Below are 15,913 nucleotides of genomic sequence, written 5' to 3'. Positions count from 1 at the left end.
GGGTGTTACTTCACGTCCATTCGTTCAGTCAGCCGCGAGCGCTGTCCGCATAGGAGCCGACCAGGCGCACGGCTCCGCCATCGACGCCCTTGGCGCCCTCTTCGAACTCACCGGCCGGGCGGGCGCCAGTGCGCACCGTCGCCACCTGCCATGCCGGGATGCCCTGCGCCTCGATGGCCGCGATCGCGGCATCCTTCTGCTCTTCCGCGACCACGGCGAGGAACCCGATTCCGAGGTTCCAGGTGCCCTCGGTGTCGACCAGCGGCGTGCCGGAGATGTCGGCGAGCACGCGGAAGACCGGGCTGGGCGACCAGGTCGAGCGGTCGACCTCGGCCCAGCTGCCCTGTGGCAGCACGCGGGCGAGGTTGGCGGCGATGCCGCCGCCGGTGACGTGGCTGAGGGAGTGGACCGCGTCGGCGGGAAGCGTGTCGATGAGCTTCAGCAGCGGGGCCGTGTAGAGGCGGGTGGGCTCGAGCAGCGTCTCACCCCAGGTGGTGCCGAAGTCGGCGGCGTTGTCGCCGTAGCCGATGCCGGCGTTCGCGACGATGTGGCGCACCAGCGAGTAGCCGTTGGAGTGCAGGCCGCTCGAGGCCAGCGCGATCACGACATCGCCGTCCTGCACGCGGTCGGCGCCGAGCACGGCATCCGCCTCGACGACACCGGTCGCCGCCCCGGCGACGTCGTAGTCGCGCGGCCCCAGCAGACCCGGATGCTCGGCGGTCTCGCCGCCGACCAGCGCGGTGCCGGTGGCGGCGCACGCCTCGGCGATGCCGCGGACGATGTCGGCGATGCGCTCGGGCACGACCTTGCCGCACGCGATGTAGTCGGTCATGAACAGGGGCTTCGCCCCCACCACGACGATGTCGTCGACGACCATTCCGACCAGGTCCTGCCCGATCGTGTCGTGCTTGTCGATGGCCTGCGCGATGGCGACCTTCGTGCCGACGCCATCGGTGCTGCTGGCCAGCAGCGGGCGCCGGTAGCCGAGCAGGGCACTGGCATCGAACATGCCGGCGAATCCGCCGACTCCGCCGAGCACTTCGGGCCCGTGCGTCGCCCGCACCGAGGCCTTCATGAGTTCGACTGCGAGATCGCCGGCGGCGGTGTCGACACCGGCCTGGGCATAGGGATTGGTGGGAGAGGCTGCCACCCGTACAGCCTACCGGCCCGCGGGCGTGTCGAAGTCCGCCGTTGCGGGGTCGGATGCCGCTGCGAAGGATGCCGTTGCCGAACCTCTGCTATGATGAATGGTTGCGCGAGCCCGCCGCATCTCACCGGCGCAGCGCACACCCCGGCCAGGGCCAGCAAGGCCGGGTCCGCACAGACGCGGATCCCCCGTCCCGGCCGAGACGAGGCGGCAGCGTGCCGCCCGAAGACGAATCAAGAATCATGAGCAGTACCGAAACCTCTGCGCGCTCCGGCGCGCCCGAACAGCAGACACCTACCCCGACCGATCCGACCGCGCGGCTCGCGTGGCGTCAGGCCGACCACGACGTGTTCGTCGCTACGAGCGACGGCGAGTTCGCCGGCTTCGTCGCCGTCGAGCGCAACACGCATGTCGTGCACGACAGCCACAGCCGCCGGATCGGCGCCTACCCGACCCTCGCCGCCGCCCGGCAGGCGCTGGTCGACGCCACCCGCCCGCCGTCCCGCAGCCGCGAGCGGCTGCGTCGCCGCATCCTCGCCCGCCGGCGCTGAGCGCCGCGCCACCGCATCCCGCCGGGTTCCGGCATCCCGCCGGGTTCCGGCATCCGTCGTCGACTCGCGGGTCCCGAAGTGCTGCCTCCCCTCGCGCGAGCCAGCCGTTCGGGACCCGCCAACGGCGCAGAACCGGCGGGGCGGAACGTTCCATCCCTCCGGGGAGGACCCTACGATGGGGCCATGGTCGACAAGCCGCAGTGGTTGATCCGCGAAGACGCCGGCACCTCGGTGCTCGTCGCGCTCGCGCTGCGTCAGCTGCTCGGCATCCGGGCCCCTGAGGATCTGCCGACCCTGCGCGGTCTCGAGGTGCGCGCCCCGGATGCCGCGGATGCCGACGACGCCCTGGAGAGCCAGTGGCGCGAGTACTGGGACATGACCGTCGAGCCGCGCGCGCACCGCTCCGAGGTGCCGCTCGAGCTGGTCGACGGCTTCGACACACTCGTCGCGCTGCCGTCGACCGGTGCCGAGGACCTGCGCGACGCGATCGTGCCGCACGCCACCGCCGCGCTGCGCTACGCGCAGGATGCCCACAACCGCTACGTCGACTCGGTGAGCTCGTCGGGCGGCGCGTACCGCGCCTACGCGAGCGCGATCGCCGAGTTCGAGCGCGAGATCGGGCGACGCGCGCACTCCTTCGAGCTGAACGTGCAGGTGCTGCCGTTCAGCCAGCGCGGCATCTGGTGGATCGGCTCGCTGACGGTGGCCGTCACCGACGGCCTGCGTCGCGACGTGGTGGCGTTCGACGCCGCCATGCGTCCGGTGATCGCCGAGCTCGCATAGCGGGGCGGATGCCGAGGGCCGACGCCGCTGTGCCCTGTGCGTCAGCGCGCTCGCGCCTGCGGGCGCCGCAGCCGGCGCAGCAGTACCCCGTGCCGGGGGCTGAGCAGGTAGACGAGCGCGAAGACGACGCCCTGCACGACGACCACGAGTCCGCCCGAGGACGCGTTGATCCAGTAACTCAGATAGATGCCCATCACCGACGAGGTCACCGACATGACCGGGGCGATGATCAGCATCCGGCCGAACCGATCCGTGAGCAGGTACGCGGTCGCGCCGGGAATGATCAGCATCGCGACCACGAGGATCACGCCGACCACCTGCAGGGCGACGACCGCAGTCAGCGCGAGCACGCCCAGCAGCAGCGCGCCCAGCAGCTTCGGCGACAGGCCGATCGCGAAGGCGTGGGTGGGGTCGAAGGCGTACAGGGTCAGATCGCGTCGCTTGAACACGAGCACCGCGAAGGCGATCACCGCGAGGATCGCGACCTGGATGAGGTCGGAGTTCGACACCCCCAGGATGTTGCCGAAGACGATGTGGTTCAGGTCGGTCTGACTCGGCGTGACTGAGACGAGCACCAGCCCGAGCGCGAAGAGGGTGGTGAACACGATGCCGATCGCGGCATCCTCCTTCACCCGGCTCGTGCCCCGGATCAGGCCGATCAGCGCGACCGCGAGGAACCCGAAGACGAGTGCTCCGAGTGCGAACGGGGCGCCGACGATGTAGGCCAGCACCACTCCGGGCAGCACGGCGTGCGAGACGGCATCCCCCATCAGCGACCATCCCACCAGCACCAGCCAGCACGACAGCACTGCGCACACGATCGCGGCGATGACGGTGGTGACGAGGGCGCGCACCATGAATTCGTACTGCAGGGGTTCCCAGAGCAGGTCGATGATGCTCATGCGGCATCCCCCTCCCCGCCGAGCACGTCGAGGCCGAAGGCCCGCGCGAGGTTCTCCGGGCGCAGGGCATCCGCGACGCCGCCGTGGAAGACGACCCGGTGCAGCAGCAGCACCGCCTCGTCGGCCAGCGCGGGCAGCGCTGCCAGGTCGTGGGTGGAGACCAGCACGGTGCGGCCGTCGGCGGCGAGCTCGCGCAGCAGCCGCACGATCGTCGCCTCGGACTTCTTGTCGACCCCGGCGAACGGCTCGTCCAGCAGCAGGATCTCCGACCCCTGGGCGATCCCGCGCGCGACGAAGGCACGCTTGCGCTGACCGCCCGAGAGGGCGCCGATCTGACGGTCGGCGAGGTGCGTGAGCTCCACGCGCTCGAGCGCCTCGTCGACCGCCGTCCGGTCGGCAGCCCGCGGACGGCGGGTCGGCCCGAGTCCGCCGTAGCGTCCCATCATGACGACGTCGCGGACCGAGACCGGGAACGTCCAGTCGACATCCTCGCTCTGCGGAACGTAGCCGAGCAGACCGCGCCGGCGCGCGACCGCAGGCGTGCCGCCATCCAGCCGCACGGTGCCGCCCGTCGGGCGCACCATGCCCGTGATCGTCTTGAACAGCGTGGACTTGCCCGATCCGTTCATGCCGATCAGGCCCGTGACCCTGCCCCGCTCGACGGTCAGCGACACCCGGTCGAGGGCGACGACCTCGCCGTAACGGACCGAGACGTCCTCGACGCTGATCATGATCCGGAGCCCGTCAGTCCCGCGACGATGAGGTCGGCGTCGTGCCGGATGAGGTCGAGATAGGTGGGCACCGGCCCATCGGGCTCGGAGAGGGAATCGACGTACAGGATGCCGCCGAACGCGGCGCCCGTCGCCTGGACGACCTGCTGCATGGGCCGGTCGGAGACGGTGGACTCGCAGAACACCGCCGGGATGCCGTCGTCTTCGACCAGGTCGATCACGGCGGCGATCTGCTTGGGGGTCGCCTGCTGCTCTGCGTTCACGGGCCAGATGTACGCCTCGGTCAGTCCGGCATCGCGGGCGAGGTAGGAGAACGCGCCCTCACAGGTCACGAGCGCCCGCTCGTTCTCGGGAAGAGCCGAGAGGGCGTCGACCAGGTCGTCCTGCACGGCCTGCAGCTCGGCCTTGTACGCCTCGCCGCTGCTCTCGAAGTCGGCGGCGTGCTCGGGTGCGAGGTCGCTGAAGGCATCCACGATGTTGTCGACGTAGATCTGCACATTGAGCGGGCTCATCCAGGCGTGCGGGTTCGGCTTGCCCGCATAGGCGTCCTCGGTGATGTCGAGGGGCTCGATGCCGTCGGAGACGACCACGTGCGGCGCGTCGACGGAGGAGACGAAGCGCTCGAACCACAGCTCGAGATTCAGCCCGTTGTCGAGGATCAGCACGGCATCCGAGGCGAGGGCGATGTCCTTGGGGGTGGGCTCGTAGCCGTGGATCTCGGCGCCGACCTTCGTGATCGACTCGACGGCGAGGTGGTCGCCGGCGACGTTGCGGGCGATGTCGGCGAGCACCGTGAAGGTCGTCAGGACCAGAGGCCGGTCATCGGCGGGCTCGACGGCCGGGGATGCGCAGCCCGTCAGGCCCGCGGCGAGCAGCACTGCGGCCACGGAACCGGCGCGAATCGATCGGCGACTGAGCATGCTCACATGCTATTTTTCGGTGCACCTAAAAATCAAACCCTTGACGTGGTCGTCGTGCCGCTTTCGGGGTGCACGAATGCGACGACCCCGCTGGAATCCAGCGGGGTCGAAGAAGTTCTCTGCGCGTCAGGCGTTCGCGGCTCAGACGTTCGCGGCTCAGGCGGGGTCGTCGGTCACGTGCTCGTGCTCGACGCGCACGACGCGGGCGTGCTTGCGGGCGACGCGCTCGAGGATCAGCGCGACCGCGCCGCCGAGAGCGATGCCGATCGGCACGGTCCACAGCAGTGCGAAGCCGAAGACCTGCCCGGGCGGGTAGACGACGTCGAGCACGGCGGACTTGTCGTAGCTGCCGACCGCGGTGAGGATGCCCGCCGCGATGACGCCGAGCACGACGCCGAGCCCCATGAACACGCCGTAGCGCGGGACGGGTCGGACCGTCGCCTCGACCGTCTGGTTCGTCGTTCTGCGGGACATGCCTCCATTCTCCCACGCCCCGCAGCGCCCGTACCCACTCCCGTCCATATGTCACAAAGTGCCGCTATTCCCTGCGAATAGCGGCACTTTGTGACATATAGACGGATGGGGCGGCGGGAATACGACGGCGCGCGGGAGCGCGCGGGCGTCAGGGGCGCAGGGGGAGGAGGTCGGCGAGGTCGGCGCGGGTGCCGGATGCCAGGACGCGGCCAGCTGCCACGGCATCCGCCCACGTCAGTTCGCCCGTGGCGAGGGCGATCCAGGTCGCGGCATCCGTCTCGATGACGTTCGGCGGCGTCCCGCGCGTGTGGCGCGGGCCCTGAACGACCTGCACCGCGCCGAACGGCGGCACGCGCACCTCGACGCTGTTGCCCGGCGCCTTCTCGTCGAGCAGCTGCAGCAGGTACCGCACGGCCGTCGCGAGGGCGGGCCGGGGTGCGTCGCCTGCGGCGACGGCGGCGAGCGCGGCGCGTCCGTCGGCGATGTCGATCTTCCGAGCGGGCATGCGACCAGGCTACGCCGGGCAGGATTCTTCGGGAGGAGGCAAGAGTCGGCGCGGCGGGCATAGGCTCGACAGGGATGACGGACACAGTCGGGAACAGCATCGAAGACGGCACGCTGCGTGGCGCGCGGGCCGAGCTGCTGGATGCCGCCGGCCGGGCCGGCCGCTGGGTGCCGCCGTTCCCGATGACGGTGGACGACCCGACTCCGGCATCCGTCCTGATCCTGTTCGGGCGTCTCGACAGCATCCCGGCCCGTTCCGACGAGCGCACCGTCGCCGCCGACCTCGATGTGCTGCTGCAGCGCCGGGCTGCGACGCTCTCATCGCATCCGGGTCAGGTCTCGTTCCCCGGTGGCGGGAGGGATGCGACGGATGCCGACGCCGTCGCCACCGCGCTGCGCGAGGCGCAGGAGGAGACCGGCCTCGACCCCGACGGCGTCGAGGTGCTGAGCACGCTGCCCGAGATCCCGCTCGCGGTGAGCAACTTCCTCGTGACGCCGGTGCTGGGCTGGTGGCGCAGCCCGTCGCGCGTGGCGGCGGTGGATCATGCCGAGACGGTCGAGGTGTTCCGCGTGCCGGTGGCGCAGCTGCTCGATCCGGCGAACCGGCACACGTCGACGGTCCGGCGAGACGGCCGCACCTACCGCGGCCCCGCGTTCGACATCGACGGCACCCTCGTCTGGGGATTCACCGCCGGCATCCTCGACGCGCTCTTCGATGCCGCCGGCTGGTCGGTGCCCTGGGACACCACGATCGAGCGCCCCGTCCCCCTCTGACCGCCACAGAACCCGCAGACCGCTACTCCTTCCGGTATGAGTTTGTGCCGCCTGATCGGCGAACAGGCGGCACAAACTCATACGGGAGCGAGGGGCGGGTGGCCTGGTGTCATGGGGCGGATGGGGAGGTCACGGGAAGCGGGGGCGCCGGTAGGCTGGCGGGATGAAGATCCTGGTCCTCGGCTCCGGCGCGCGCGAGCACGCGATCATCCTCTCCCTGCGGTCGGAGAAGACCCCGCATGAGATCTTCGCCGCCCCCGGCAATGCCGGGATCGCGCAGGATGCGACGCTCGTCGACGTCGACCCGCTCGACGGCGCCGCAGTCGCCGCCTTCGCCAACGAGCACGCCGTCGACCTCGTCGTGATCGGTCCCGAGGCGCCCCTGGTCGCCGGCGTCGCGGATGCTCTGCGCGAGCGCGGCATCCCGGTCTTCGGCCCCGGCAAGGCCGCCGCGCAGCTGGAGGGCTCGAAGGCGTTCGCGAAGCGGATCATGGATGCCGCGGGCGTGCCCACAGGACGCGCGGTGCGCGCCGCCACGGCCGCCGAGGTGGAGGCCGCGTTCGACGACTTCGGTGCACCCCACGTCGTGAAGGCCGACGGACTCGCGGCCGGCAAGGGCGTGATCGTCACCACCGACCGCGCCGAGGCGCTCGCCCACGCCGAGCACTACCTGCCCGCGGGCCCCGTGCTGGTGGAGGAGTTCCTCACCGGCCCGGAGGTGTCGCTGTTCTTCCTCAGCGACGGCGACACGGTGCGCCCGCTCAGCCCCGCACAGGACTTCAAGCGCGCCCTCGACGGCGACGGCGGACCGAACACGGGCGGCATGGGCGCGTACTCCCCGCTCCCCTGGCTCTCCGAGGACTTCGGCAGCGTCGAGGACTTCGTCGCCGAGGTGACCGAGACGGTCGCGATGCCGGTGATCCGTCAGCTCGACGCCGAGGGCACGCCGTTCATCGGCCTGCTGTACGCGGGCCTCATCCTGACCCCGGCCGGCGTGCGGGTGATCGAGTTCAACGCCCGCTTCGGCGACCCCGAGACCCAGGTCGTGCTGCCGCGGCTGCGCACGCCGCTGTCGCGGCTGCTGCTGTCGGCGGCATCCGGTCACCTCGAGGACGAGCCGCAGCCCGAGTTCTCGGACGAGGTGGCGATCACCGTCGTGCTCGCCAGCGAGGGCTACCCCGAGGCACCGCAGACCGGCCGGATGATCGAGGGCCTCGCCGAGGCGGCATCCGTCGAGGGCGTCACCATCGTGCACGCCGCGACCGCCGGCCCGGATGCTCCCGGCGGCTCGCTGATCGCGACCGGCGGACGCGTGCTGAACGTCGTCGCGACCGGGTCGGACTTCGCGGATGCCCGCAGCCGGGCGTACGACGCCATCGGGCGGATCTCGCTGGACGGCGCGCACTACCGCCACGACATCGCGGCGCGCGTCGCGCAGCAGTAGCGCACAGCGCGTCGAAGCGAACGGGGCCTGCCCGGCGCCCGCCGGGCACTCGTCAGGCCGCGATCCGCTCCGCCCCGGATGACCCGGATGCCGCGATCTCCGCACGCCGGCGCGGGCCGGTCAGCGCGCGCAGCGCGTACAGGATCGTCGCCAGGTCGACGAGTTCCTGTGTGAAGGCGCCCGCGACGGCCGGGATGACGCCGGTGGTCGCGACGAGCATGAGCCCCACGCTCAGCACGATGCCGATCCAGATCGACGTGTAGGCCACGCGCAGCGTGTGCCGGCCGATCTCGACGGCGCCGAGCACGGGCCGCAGCGAGTCCTTGAGCACCACGGCATCCGCCGCCTCTCCCGCCGCCGTCGACCCGCGCGCACCCATCGCGACGCCCACGTCGGCCGCCGCCAGCACCGGTGCGTCGTTCACTCCGTCGCCGACCATGAGCAGCGGTCGCGGCGACATCTCGGCGGCGAGGGCGACCTTCTGCGCGGGCAGCAGCTCGGCGTGCACCTCGGCCACCTCGAGCCGGCCGGCGATCGAGGCCGCCGTGGCATCCGCGTCTCCGGTGAGGATCGCGATCCGCTCGACCCCGTGCGCGCGCAGGCCGCGGATGGTCTCCGCCGCCTCGGGCCGTGCGGCGTCGGCGAGCACGAGTGCTCCGGCGTAGCGGCCATCCACCGCGACGTAGGCGGCAAGTTGGCCCGCCGCGAGCGGGGTGCGCACGGCATCCGGGGCGAGTTCGGCGATGAACGCCGGCTTGCCGACCGCGACGGTGCGCCCACCGATGACGGCGGTGACCCCGTTGGTGGCGACCTCCTCCGCGTGCGAGGCGGCGAGCAGGTGCAGCCCCCGGGCGGCGGCGGCCCGACGCACCCCCTCGGCGAGAACGTGGCTGGAGTACTGCTCGGCGGATGCCGCGAGCTGCAGCAGCTCATCGGCATCCGCTCCCTCCGCGGCGCGCACCTCGACCAGTTCGGGCCTGCCCTCGGTGAGGGTTCCGGTCTTGTCGAAGGCGACCGAGCGCACCCGCGCGAGCTGCTCGAGCACGGCGCCGCCCTTGACGATCACGCCCTCCTTGGCGGTGCGCGAGAGCCCGCCGAGGAACGCGACCGGGGCGGCGATCAGCAGCGGGCAGGGCGTGGCGAGCACGAGCACCTGCGCGAACCGGAGCGGGTCGCCCGCGAGCGCCCAGGCGACGCCGGCGATCAGCAGCGAGACGATCGTGAAGGGGATGGCGAAGCGGTCGGCCAGCCGCACGACCGGCGCCTTGGAGCGCTGCGCCTCGTGCACCAGCGCGATGATCTGCTGGTACTGGCTGTCGGCGCTGCGTCGCAATGCGGTGATCCGCACCGCGGCCGATCCGTTGACGGCACCGGAGAGCACCTCGTCGCCGGCGGCACGGGTGACCGGGATGCTCTCGCCCGTCAGCGACGACTCGTCGAAGCTCGCCTCGGCGGTGATCAGGATGCCGTCGACCGGCACGATCTCGGCGGGCCGCACCAGCAGGGTCATCCCAGGCTCGACCTCGTCGACGGGCAGATCGCGCGGTTCGCTGCGCTCGCCGTCGTCGATCACGTGCGCGATCTGCGGCGAGCGACTCAGCAGTGCGGTGAGGTCGCGGGCGGCGCGACGCTGGGCGTAGTCCTCGAGCGCCTCGCCCCCGGAGAGCATAAGCACGATCACCAGCGCCGCGACGTACTCGCCGACGGCGAGGGTGGCGATCATGGCGACCAGTGCCAGCACGTCGAGCCCGAAGTGGCCACGCAACATGTCGCGCAGCATCCCCCAGGCGGTCCAGACGATCACCGCGCCGACGACGACGTACGAGATCCAGCGCACGGCCTCGGATGCCCCCAGCAGCCACAGCACGATCACGGCGATCGTCGCGACCAGCCCGAAGCTGAGGATCGGATACCGCCGCGCCGGACGCAGAAGCCTCATGGCTCCACTGTGCCCGATGCCGGCGGCGTCCGCTCTGATCTGCGCCGCGTCAAAGCCCGGGTTCCGCGGTCAGCGGTGGCGGCCGCGGTCGGTGGTGGCGGCCGCGGTCAGGACAGCGCGAGTCTCAGGACAACGCGAGCCTCAGGACAGGGCGATCCAGTATCGGCGCAGGCGCGGGTGTCCGGCATCCGGAGCCTCGATGACGTCCTCGAGAACGCCGCCGGCCCCCTCGATGGTGCGGTACGAGCCCTCGTTGTCGTCGTCACAGGTGAGCATGACGCGGTCGTAGCCCTCGGCTCGTGCGCGCTCGAGCACCAGGTTCAGCGCCGCGCGCACGATGCCCTGCCGGCGCCGCGAGGGGCGAACCGAGTAGCCGATGTGCCCGCCGACGCGGCGCAGCCAGTCGTTGAGCTCGCGGCGGAAGGCGATGAATCCGACGACCTCACCGTCGTCGGTGATCCAGAAGTAGTCGCACGGCACGTGCCCGTCCGGCAGCTGAGCGCTGGCGCGGCCGTACAGCTGCGCCTTGGCGACGAACGCCCCGCACGCCTCGCGATCCGGCACCGTGCCCAGTTCGAGTCCGGCGCCGTCGATGTGCACGCCGCCGAACTCGGCGACGGTGGCGGCCCAGGAGTCGAAGAGGTCCGCGGAGGGTGCGGCGAGGGCGATGGTCATCCGTCCATCACACCACGTCGGCGCCGTCCGGCACGGACGGCGGGCTCGACCGACCCGGATGCCGCGGGCTCAGCCGCGCCGGACGAAGAACCAGTTCGCGGCGAACCAGCAGATCACGAGTGCGAAGAACGTGATGATCGCCATCGTGCGCGAGACCGGGTCGGTGTCGACCGCGGCGTGCACGATGATCTGCACCGCACTGAGCACGAGCGCGAGCACACCCACCACGGCGAGTCCCTTGGCCGCCGCGGCACGGTCGCGCTCGTCGGCGTACTCCAGCGCGTTGACCCGCTCGAGGTCGCCCGAGCCCGAGCGACGCGCGAGGATCGCGCCCACCCCGCCGCCGATCGCGCCGAGCAGCAGCGCGACGCCGGCGATCTGCGCGCCGAGCACGAAGCACACCAGTGCCCCCACCGCGCACACACCCACGAGGATCGTGTTCACGAGCGACATCGGCCACCGCATCCGTCCCCCGTTCTCCTCGTCGACCGGTTCATCCATCGACATCGAAGACCTCCTCAACGGTCGATCCGAAGTGACGCGCGAGGTGCACGGCCAGTGTCAGCGAGGGGTCGTAGCGGCCGGTCTCGATGGCGTTGATCGTCTGCCGGGACACGCCGACGGCCGTGGCGAGGGCCTGCTGCGAGAGCCCGCGCTCGGTCCTGAGCTCCTTGACCCTGCTGCGCACGTCTCAACCGTACGGGAGCACGACACGCGTGTAAAGCCGACTTGACATCGTCCAGACGTGTCAAGCATGCTTGTCATGTCAAACGCGCTTTACACATCGCACCGGAGGAAACCATGCAGGAAGCACTCGTCGATTTCACCCAGTCCCTTCCCCTGTGGCTGCAGTGGGCGGGGGTCATGCTCGCCGCAGCGATCCCGTTCATCGAGTCGTACTTCGGCACCCTGGTCGGCGTCGTCGCCGGCGTGCCGGTGCCGATCGCGGTGCTCGCCGCGGTGATCGGCAACGTGATCTCGATGCTCGCCTTCGTGTTCGCCGCGGCGACCGCACGGCAGAAGGTGCTCGCCCGTCGCAATGGCGGCGCCGAACCCGAGGAGCCGTCCGCTCGGCGCCAGAAGGTCAAGCGCATGTTCGACCGCTTCGGCGTCCCCGGCGTCAGCCTGCTCGGTCAGACCGTGCTGCCGAGCCAGATCACCTCGGGCATGATGGTGTCCTTCGGCGCCGACCGCAACCTCGTCATCTTCTGGCAGGTTGTCTCGATCATCGTCTGGGCGATCGTGTTCGCGCTGATCGGACAGGCCGGCATCGCGCTCTTCCGGTGACCCGGTTCTTCCGGCGATCGCCCGTCACGGCGCGGGCCTTGCGCGTCAGCGCGCGGAGCCGTTGCCGTCGCCGTTCCGGTGGCGGCGCAGGAACAGTGCGGCCACGAGGGCGACGGCCATGACGGATGCCGGCAGCAGCATCGCCTGGGCCATGCCGGCGGAGAACCCCTCGGCGACAGCATCCGGCAGCGCCCCACCTTCGCCGAACCCGGCGGGGGCGGACTCGAGACCGGGGAGGTTCGCCTCCAGGCGGCCCTGCATGAACGCGGCGATCGCGGACGAGCCGACCACCGAGCCGATGGTGCGGGTGGTGTTGTAGATGCCGGCGCCGGCGCCGGCCTGACGGCGCGGCAGGTTGCGGGTGGCCTCGGTCGCCAGCGGACCCCACATGCCCGCGTTGCCGACGCCGAGCAGCGCGGACGGCAGCAGGAACATCCACGTCGGGGTGCTCGTGTCCATGAGCGCGGCGTTCCAGAGCACGCCGCCCGCGACGCAGAACAGCCCGGGGATGAGGATGAACCGGGGGTCGACCCGGTCGAGCAGACCACCGGCGAACGGCGCCAGCACGCCGGACAGCACCGCCATCGGGATCATCAGCAGCGCCGACTCGGTGGGGGTCAGCCCGCGTGCGAGCTGCAGGTAGAACATGAACGGCAGCGACATCCCGGTCACGGTGAAGCCGACGGCGGCGATGCCGAGGTTGGATGCCGAGAAGTTGCGGTCGCGGAACAGCCCGAGGGGCACGAGCGGCTCGCTGCGGGTCTTCCACTGCTGCAGCACGAAAACGGTCAGCAGCGCGAGCCCGGCGCCGATCAGCCCCCACACCGAGATCGGGCCGACGATGGTGCCCCAGTCGTACTTCTCGCCCTCCTGCAGACCGAAGACGATGAGGAACAGCGAGACGGCACTGAGCACGACGCCGACCAGATCGAAGCGGTGCGGGTGCGTCTCGAGGCGCGGCACGAGCATCCAGGCCATCACGAAGCCGACGATGCCGACCGGCACGTTGATGAAGAAGATCCATTCCCATCCCAGTCCGTCGACGAGCACGCCGCCCAGCAGCGGCCCGACGAGCGTGGCGACGCCGGCTGTGGCACCCCACAGTCCCATCGCCGCGCCGCGGCGCTCGGGTGGGAAGGTTCGGGTGATCACGGCCATCGTCTGCGGAGTCATGAACGCCGCGCCCAGGCCCTGCACCGCCCGGGCGGCGATGAGTCCCTCGAGGGTGGTCGACAGACCGCACCACAGCGAGGATGCCGTGAAGACGACGAGCCCGATGAGGTAGATGTTCTTCGGCCCGAACCGGTCGCCAAGCCGCCCGGTGATCAGCAGCGGCACCGCGTAGGCGAGCAGATAGGCGCTGGTGACCCACACCACGTTGTCGAGGTTGTTCGTGTCGGGATCGAGGGCGGCCTTGATGGCCGGGTTGGCGACCGAGACGATCGTCGTGTCGACGAGGATCATGAAGAACCCGATGACCAGCGCCCACAGGGCGGGCCAGGGGCTTCGGGTCGGGATGGGGGATGTCACCGGCGAAGTCACCCGGCAACGGTACACCTCGGGTGCGACATCGGGGTGCCCCGTCTGCATCCGACAGCGGCGCCCCATCCGGCCGGGACGCCGCACCGAACTCTTCGGTCAGAGCTCAGCCGGGCCCAGCCCTGCCCGTTCGAGGATCACGCCGACCTGCACCCGGCTGCGCACACCGAGCTTGGCGAAGACCTGCTCGAGGTGCGTCTTCACAGTTCCGGCCGAAATGTGCAGGGCCACGCCGATCTCCTGATTGGTCTCGCCGCGCGCGACGCCCTGGGCCACGTCGCGCTCGCGCCCCGACAGCCCGGAGACCCGCTGCTCGGCGGCGCGGCGACCGGCGCCTCCCTCGGCCTCGACCACGCGGCGCACCAGCTGCGCGGTGCTGCGACCGGAGATCACGGTGTCGCCGGCAGCCGTACGCAGCACGGCCTCGACGATGCGATCGGGAGACTCGTCCTTCAGCAGGTAGCCGCTGGCGCCGGCCGACAGCATCCCCATCAGCTGATCCTCGGAGTCGATGCTCGTCATCGCCAGCACGCGCGCATCCGACTGCGCGACGATCGCGGCCGTCGCCTCCGGTCCCGCCATCCCCGGCATCCGCACGTCCATCAGCACCACGTCGGGGCGGTGGCTGCGCACGAACTCGACCGCCGCCGCTCCGTCGGCGACCTCACCGAGCACCTCGACCGCCGGCGCGAAGGCGAGCACGGCGCGCAGTCCGCTCCGGATGAGCGGCTCGTCATCGACCAGGAGCACGCGCACGAGTTCGGGAGCGGTGTCAGTCACGCCCCGAGCTTAGCGACGGCGTCCGACGCGTGAGGGCCGGGACGACGCGCGACGCTATCCGCGTTCCTGCCAGGGAAGGGTGACGTCGACGATGAAGGCGTGGTCGTACTCGCCGATCCACGCCGTGCCGTCGAGCGCGGACGCCCGTTCGCGGATGCCGAGGGTGCCGTTTCCCCCTCCGGGCACCAGTGCGCGGCCCGAGGATACGGCGAGCGGGTTGGTGACGCGGATGCGGGCCCCCACACCCGGCTCCGCCTGGACGTAGACGTCCACCACCGCTCCGGGGGCGTGTTTGATCGCGTTGGTGAGCGCCTCCTGCAGGATGCGGAACACCGCGGTGTCCAGAAGAGCGGCGGCGCGTTCGGGGGACTCGAGCAGCACGTGCGCGGTGATGGCCGCACCGCCGGCGCGCAGCTCTGCCAGCAGAGCACCGATCGCCTTCATCGATGCGGGCGCGCTCGACGCTGCTCCCATGGTGCCGCGCAGATCGCCGATGAGCCCGCGCATGTCCTGCAGTGCGGCATGGGTCTGCTCCCGGACGGTTCGGGCGATCTCTCCGGTGCCCGTGCCCCCGGACACCCCGGCCGATGCCGCCGCCTCCAGCGCCCCGGCGTGCAAGGAGACCACGGACAGTCGGTGAGCGAGCGCATCATGCATGTCACGGGCGATCCGGTCGCGCTCGGCCTGCCTCACCATCTGCTCGGTGAGCGCGTCCGCGCGACGGTGCTCGGCGGCTGCCCGTTCGTCGCTGCGATCGGCGCGCGTGCGCACCCGGCCGTACAGCACGATCCCCGCCGCCACCGCGAGGGAGAGCAGCGCGAAGGCGAAGGGCATGACGACCCACACCGGCTCGTTCGGTGCCGAGGTCCGCGTCGTGAAGTACCACGGCAGAGCCGCACCCCAGCTCGTGAACGCCTCGCGGGCGGCGAAGAGCAGCGCCGCGCCGGAAGTCAGCGCGGCGATGAGCGGCATCCGTCCTGGTGTGCGGCGCACGACCCCGACCGCACCGATCAGCAGCAGCACGTATGACGTGCCGACGGCGGCGAGCACGGCGCCGGCCGCCATGACGACGAGCGGCGCACGGCGGCGCCAGATCACGGTGATCCAGGCGGCGATGACGAGCAGCACGAGGCCGGTGCCGAGGTCGGTCACCTTCGCCTCTCCTGTGACGCCATCTGTGAAGCGCGCGGCGCCCGGCACGTTGAGCAGCGCCGCGACGTCGAAGACGACCCCGCCGACGATCAGGCCGATGGAGCCGCCCGCGAACGCCACGCGGCGACGGCGCGGTGCTGCGGGGATGCTCGATGACGACACACGACGAGCGTATTGCCGGCATCCGACGTCCACGTCCACCGAGCGGCCGCTACGACCTCCCCCGAACGGCCGAGGAAGGTCTACCCGGGTAGCGGATCCGTGCGCCGACGACGTCACGAGAGCATGAAGCCCGTAACGTCGTGTCCGCA

The 15,913-nt window shown here is 71.2% G+C and carries 18 protein-coding genes; 5 read left to right on the top strand and 13 right to left on the bottom strand.

Features of this window, described 5'->3' with window-relative positions; translation table 11 throughout:
* Nucleotides 1-28 precede the first annotated feature (28 nt).
* Nucleotides 29-1,150 carry a phosphoribosylformylglycinamidine cyclo-ligase gene (gene purM / locus H7694_RS00875; RefSeq protein ID WP_193597721.1) on the bottom strand — a complete coding sequence of 374 codons (1,122 nt, stop codon included), beginning with the start codon at nt 1,148-1,150 and terminating at the stop codon, nt 29-31.
* A gap of 239 nt (nt 1,151-1,389) precedes the next feature.
* Between purM and H7694_RS00870 the strand changes: the two genes are divergently transcribed.
* Together H7694_RS00870 and H7694_RS00865 are read left to right on the top strand one after the other, a co-directional pair.
* Complete coding sequence (locus H7694_RS00870; RefSeq protein WP_193597720.1) at nt 1,390-1,698, top strand: hypothetical protein; 309 nt, start codon at nt 1,390-1,392, stop codon at nt 1,696-1,698.
* 183 nt (nt 1,699-1,881) lie between these two features.
* Nucleotides 1,882-2,481, top strand: coding sequence for a zinc-binding alcohol dehydrogenase (locus tag H7694_RS00865; protein ID WP_193597719.1), 600 nt, complete (start codon nt 1,882-1,884; stop codon nt 2,479-2,481).
* Nucleotides 2,482-2,522: 41 nt separating this feature from the next.
* Here the strand turns inward: H7694_RS00865 and H7694_RS00860 are convergent, their stop codons facing one another.
* The 5 genes from H7694_RS00860 to H7694_RS00840 form a co-directional block, all read right to left on the bottom strand.
* Nucleotides 2,523-3,383, bottom strand: a complete 861-nt coding sequence (locus tag H7694_RS00860; RefSeq protein WP_193597718.1) for a metal ABC transporter permease — start codon at nt 3,381-3,383, stop codon at nt 2,523-2,525.
* Nucleotides 3,380-4,114, bottom strand: a complete 735-nt coding sequence (locus H7694_RS00855; protein ID WP_193597717.1) for a metal ABC transporter ATP-binding protein — start codon at nt 4,112-4,114, stop codon at nt 3,380-3,382. Before H7694_RS00855 ends, H7694_RS00860 begins: the two co-directional genes overlap by 4 nt.
* Nucleotides 4,111-5,034, bottom strand: coding sequence for a metal ABC transporter substrate-binding protein (locus H7694_RS00850; protein WP_193597716.1), 924 nt, complete (start codon nt 5,032-5,034; stop codon nt 4,111-4,113). Before H7694_RS00850 ends, H7694_RS00855 begins: the two co-directional genes overlap by 4 nt.
* A gap of 156 nt (nt 5,035-5,190) precedes the next feature.
* Nucleotides 5,191-5,508, bottom strand: coding sequence for a potassium transporter Trk (locus tag H7694_RS00845; protein WP_193597715.1), 318 nt, complete (start codon nt 5,506-5,508; stop codon nt 5,191-5,193).
* Nucleotides 5,509-5,656: 148 nt separating this feature from the next.
* Nucleotides 5,657-6,013, bottom strand: a complete 357-nt coding sequence (locus H7694_RS00840; protein WP_193597714.1) for a sterol carrier family protein — start codon at nt 6,011-6,013, stop codon at nt 5,657-5,659.
* 74 nt (nt 6,014-6,087) lie between these two features.
* Here H7694_RS00840 and H7694_RS00835 point away from each other — a divergent pair, with 74 nt between their 5' ends.
* Nucleotides 6,088-6,786: an NUDIX hydrolase gene (locus H7694_RS00835; RefSeq protein ID WP_193597713.1), complete on the top strand. Its 699-nt coding sequence runs from the start codon at nt 6,088-6,090 to the stop codon at nt 6,784-6,786.
* 163 nt (nt 6,787-6,949) lie between these two features.
* The gene (gene purD, locus H7694_RS00830) at nt 6,950-8,230 is read left to right on the top strand and encodes a phosphoribosylamine--glycine ligase (protein WP_193597712.1); all 1,281 of its coding nucleotides are present in this window, start codon (nt 6,950-6,952) and stop codon (nt 8,228-8,230) included.
* Between the two features lie 52 nt (nt 8,231-8,282).
* Here purD and H7694_RS00825 read toward each other — a convergent pair whose 3' ends face one another.
* The 4 genes from H7694_RS00825 to H7694_RS00810 form a co-directional block, all read right to left on the bottom strand.
* Nucleotides 8,283-10,169: a heavy metal translocating P-type ATPase gene (locus tag H7694_RS00825; protein WP_193597711.1), complete on the bottom strand. Its 1,887-nt coding sequence runs from the start codon at nt 10,167-10,169 to the stop codon at nt 8,283-8,285.
* 141 nt (nt 10,170-10,310) lie between these two features.
* Nucleotides 10,311-10,844 carry a GNAT family N-acetyltransferase gene (locus tag H7694_RS00820; protein ID WP_193597710.1) on the bottom strand — a complete coding sequence of 178 codons (534 nt, stop codon included), beginning with the start codon at nt 10,842-10,844 and terminating at the stop codon, nt 10,311-10,313.
* 69 nt (nt 10,845-10,913) lie between these two features.
* The gene (locus tag H7694_RS00815; RefSeq protein ID WP_193597709.1) at nt 10,914-11,351 is read right to left on the bottom strand and encodes a hypothetical protein; all 438 of its coding nucleotides are present in this window, start codon (nt 11,349-11,351) and stop codon (nt 10,914-10,916) included.
* A complete protein-coding gene (locus H7694_RS00810; RefSeq protein WP_193597708.1) occupies nt 11,338-11,532 on the bottom strand; it encodes a helix-turn-helix transcriptional regulator in 195 nt (64 codons plus the stop codon). The genes H7694_RS00815 and H7694_RS00810 overlap by 14 nt, the downstream gene beginning before the upstream one ends.
* A gap of 113 nt (nt 11,533-11,645) precedes the next feature.
* Here H7694_RS00810 and H7694_RS00805 point away from each other — a divergent pair, with 113 nt between their 5' ends.
* Nucleotides 11,646-12,131: a hypothetical protein gene (locus tag H7694_RS00805; protein ID WP_193597707.1), complete on the top strand. Its 486-nt coding sequence runs from the start codon at nt 11,646-11,648 to the stop codon at nt 12,129-12,131.
* Between the two features lie 45 nt (nt 12,132-12,176).
* Here the strand turns inward: H7694_RS00805 and H7694_RS00800 are convergent, their stop codons facing one another.
* The 3 genes from H7694_RS00800 to H7694_RS00790 all read right to left on the bottom strand — a co-directional run bounded on the left by H7694_RS00800 (nt 12,177) and on the right by H7694_RS00790 (nt 15,764).
* The gene (locus tag H7694_RS00800; RefSeq protein ID WP_413782930.1) at nt 12,177-13,595 is read right to left on the bottom strand and encodes an MFS transporter; all 1,419 of its coding nucleotides are present in this window, start codon (nt 13,593-13,595) and stop codon (nt 12,177-12,179) included.
* A gap of 174 nt (nt 13,596-13,769) precedes the next feature.
* On the bottom strand, nt 13,770-14,450 hold the full coding sequence (locus tag H7694_RS00795) for a response regulator (protein ID WP_193597705.1): 681 nt from the start codon (nt 14,448-14,450) through the stop codon (nt 13,770-13,772).
* 54 nt (nt 14,451-14,504) lie between these two features.
* On the bottom strand, nt 14,505-15,764 hold the full coding sequence (locus tag H7694_RS00790; protein ID WP_193597704.1) for a sensor histidine kinase: 1,260 nt from the start codon (nt 15,762-15,764) through the stop codon (nt 14,505-14,507).
* Nucleotides 15,765-15,913: the final 149 nt, after the last annotated feature.

It is taken from the genome of Microbacterium sp. YJN-G (assembly GCF_015040615.1).
Lineage (GTDB): Bacteria > Actinomycetota > Actinomycetes > Actinomycetales > Microbacteriaceae > Microbacterium.
The sequence above is the reverse complement of the archived record's forward strand: the minus strand, read 5'-3'. Positions and strand labels throughout refer to the sequence as shown.

Excerpts from the sequence above, each read along its gene's own strand:
- H7694_RS00870 (WP_193597720.1), top strand. The coding sequence starts at position 1,390 with ATGAGCAGTACCGAAACCTCTGCGCGCTCCGGCGCGCCCGAACAGCAG.
- H7694_RS00865 (WP_193597719.1), top strand. The coding sequence starts at position 1,882 with ATGGTCGACAAGCCGCAGTGGTTGATCCGCGAAGACGCCGGCACCTCG.
- H7694_RS00860 (WP_193597718.1), bottom strand. The coding sequence starts at position 3,383 with ATGAGCATCATCGACCTGCTCTGGGAACCCCTGCAGTACGAATTCATG.
- H7694_RS00855 (WP_193597717.1), bottom strand. The coding sequence starts at position 4,114 with ATGATCAGCGTCGAGGACGTCTCGGTCCGTTACGGCGAGGTCGTCGCC.
- H7694_RS00850 (WP_193597716.1), bottom strand. The coding sequence starts at position 5,034 with ATGCTCAGTCGCCGATCGATTCGCGCCGGTTCCGTGGCCGCAGTGCTG.
- H7694_RS00845 (WP_193597715.1), bottom strand. The coding sequence starts at position 5,508 with ATGTCCCGCAGAACGACGAACCAGACGGTCGAGGCGACGGTCCGACCC.
- H7694_RS00840 (WP_193597714.1), bottom strand. The coding sequence starts at position 6,013 with ATGCCCGCTCGGAAGATCGACATCGCCGACGGACGCGCCGCGCTCGCC.
- H7694_RS00835 (WP_193597713.1), top strand. The coding sequence starts at position 6,088 with ATGACGGACACAGTCGGGAACAGCATCGAAGACGGCACGCTGCGTGGC.
- purD (WP_193597712.1), top strand. The coding sequence starts at position 6,950 with ATGAAGATCCTGGTCCTCGGCTCCGGCGCGCGCGAGCACGCGATCATC.
- H7694_RS00825 (WP_193597711.1), bottom strand. The coding sequence starts at position 10,169 with ATGAGGCTTCTGCGTCCGGCGCGGCGGTATCCGATCCTCAGCTTCGGG.
- H7694_RS00820 (WP_193597710.1), bottom strand. The coding sequence starts at position 10,844 with ATGACCATCGCCCTCGCCGCACCCTCCGCGGACCTCTTCGACTCCTGG.
- H7694_RS00815 (WP_193597709.1), bottom strand. The coding sequence starts at position 11,351 with ATGTCGATGGATGAACCGGTCGACGAGGAGAACGGGGGACGGATGCGG.
- H7694_RS00805 (WP_193597707.1), top strand. The coding sequence starts at position 11,646 with ATGCAGGAAGCACTCGTCGATTTCACCCAGTCCCTTCCCCTGTGGCTG.
- H7694_RS00800 (WP_413782930.1), bottom strand. The coding sequence starts at position 13,595 with ATGATCCTCGTCGACACGACGATCGTCTCGGTCGCCAACCCGGCCATC.